We start from the raw sequence: 1,026 nt of genomic DNA on the forward strand, positions 1-1,026 counted from the left end.
TGTGTAACGGGAGCTTCGTTGCTGCGCAAGCCGCCACGCGGCATCGACAACCCTCGACGCAAATCCTTAACTCACCGGCATTGCGTCATAGCAGCGCAAACTCTTCCGGATCATCGAGAATCAGAGACGCAATGCGGCGATGGGTGTGGTGGCGGCTCAGTTCTGTGCGGCGGTGCCCAGGAGGTGGCCGTCGTGGTCGGAGACGGTGACCTTGTCGACGTTCGGGAGCTGGATGGAGCTGGCGCCCGTCACCCTGGCGGACGCCGACGTGGTCCGGCCCCAGCACGCCGCCTGCTCCTCCTGACCGCCGCGCCCGACGACGCGGAGCACGAACGGTCCGTCACCGGGCAGACCGGTGACTTCGAGCGCCACCGACACGCCCCACTGGCGCGGGGTCAGCGTCGCCCGGCCCGACAGGGCACTGCCCGTGGCGGCGATGAACTGGACCACCGTGCCGGCCGGAGCGGAACCGCCGCCGGAGGAGGACGGCTGCTGCTGCTGCACGGCCGGTTGCTGTTGCTGAGGGGCCCCTTCCCGCGGTACCGGCGCGGACCGGGGCCAGAGGAACGACCCGGCGGCGACCAGGGCGACCCCCGCCGCCGCGCCGGCGAGCAGGCCGGCTCGGCGCCGCCGGTCGCGGGGAGAAGGACGGCGGGCCCGGTGCAGCAACGCGTCGAGACCGTTCTGCGACGGCGGCTCCAGGGCCGTGGGCGGCTGGCCGGCCGGCAGTCGTTGCAGCAGCTCGGGCACGGGCGCGAGCCGCTCGACCTCGGCCCTGCAGGCGGGGCAGCCGCTCAGGTGCGCGTCGACGCGCGACTGGTCGTCGTCGTCGAGCCCGCCGAGGACGTACCCGCCGATCAGCCGGCGCACCGCATCGTGCTCCCCGCTCATCCCGCTCATGCCGCCACCTCCGCTGCGCTCCGACGTCGGCCTGAGCCAGAACTGCGCTCATGATGAGCGGTTCCTGCGCTGCGCTGCGGCCCGCTCATGCCGCCACCTCCGCTGCGCTCCGGCGTCGGCCTGAGC

1 protein-coding gene is annotated in these 1,026 nt (G+C 73.1%); it reads right to left on the reverse strand.

Annotated elements, in window-relative coordinates; genetic code table 11:
* Positions 1-156: 156 nt before the first annotated feature.
* Positions 157-900 (reverse strand): zf-HC2 domain-containing protein, encoded by a 744-nt coding sequence (locus tag ABZS58_RS48590; protein WP_354791385.1) that lies wholly within the window; start codon positions 898-900, stop codon positions 157-159.
* Positions 901-1,026: the final 126 nt, after the last annotated feature.

Source organism: Dactylosporangium sp. NPDC005555 (assembly GCF_040605635.1).
Taxonomy (GTDB): domain Bacteria; phylum Actinomycetota; class Actinomycetes; order Mycobacteriales; family Micromonosporaceae; genus Dactylosporangium.

Excerpts from the sequence above, each read along its gene's own strand:
- ABZS58_RS48590 (WP_354791385.1), bottom strand. The coding sequence starts at position 900 with ATGAGCGGGATGAGCGGGGAGCACGATGCGGTGCGCCGGCTGATCGGC.